This is a genomic window from Paenibacillus sp. 2TAB19 (assembly GCF_052115185.1).
Lineage (GTDB): Bacteria > Bacillota > Bacilli > Paenibacillales > Paenibacillaceae > Pristimantibacillus.
Genome location: NZ_JBFRGE010000219.1, coordinates 1 through 681 on the forward strand (window position 1 = coordinate 1; position 681 = coordinate 681).

1 protein-coding gene is annotated in these 681 nt (G+C 39.7%); it reads left to right on the forward strand.

Annotated features, from left to right (window positions below):
* Positions 1–678, forward strand: a 678-nt coding sequence (locus AB4Z33_RS31130) for a hypothetical protein (protein WP_442053595.1), incomplete at its 5' end; no start/stop codon positions are given.
* Between the last annotated feature and the right edge of the window lie 3 nt (positions 679–681).

The following is a 681-nucleotide window of genomic DNA, read 5'->3' on the forward strand; positions in this document are numbered from 1 at the left end:
CTTCAGCAACCCCGAGGATACCCTACTTTTTTGTTGTCCGACAAGGCTACAAATCTTGGTACACAAACAATTTTACGTCATCCCATCATGAAAAATTTTTTCCGTTTTTCAAAGAATAAGAACGTAAATCTAATCGTTTGGATTCTACTTGCGGTCGTTTGCCTTTATGTTGCCAACAAAGACGACGATAAGCCTACCACGAGCGCGTTATCTGAAACCACTGGGGAAACAGCCATTGATTTTAAGTTGGAAAACGAAATTATACGAATTGGACATTTTAGCATCGGCAGTGCCGGAGAACAATATGATTTTAGTCATTATAACAAGTCTGCATTAAATGTTGTTGATGAAGAGTTTCATATCCCTATAGACTCTGTATCTGTAGGGAATGTGCATGCTGAAATTGAGATAACATACACCGATRCCATTAATATCGAGAAGTCGAAGTGGTATATCGTTCCTGATGAAAATAGTGATATGGGATTTACGAATTGGCCACCACTTGAAGGAGAAACGAAAACGTATCAAATTGATTCAACACGAGCCATTGCCATGTTTCGGCCTGCAACCTACGCTGCATATCGAAAAGGTGGTTCAGTAAGCATTGTTTTCAGCTATGTGCTAAAGGATGGCATGAAAGGGAAACGGACATGGAACTTTATAGTTGAGCCATGGTAAATG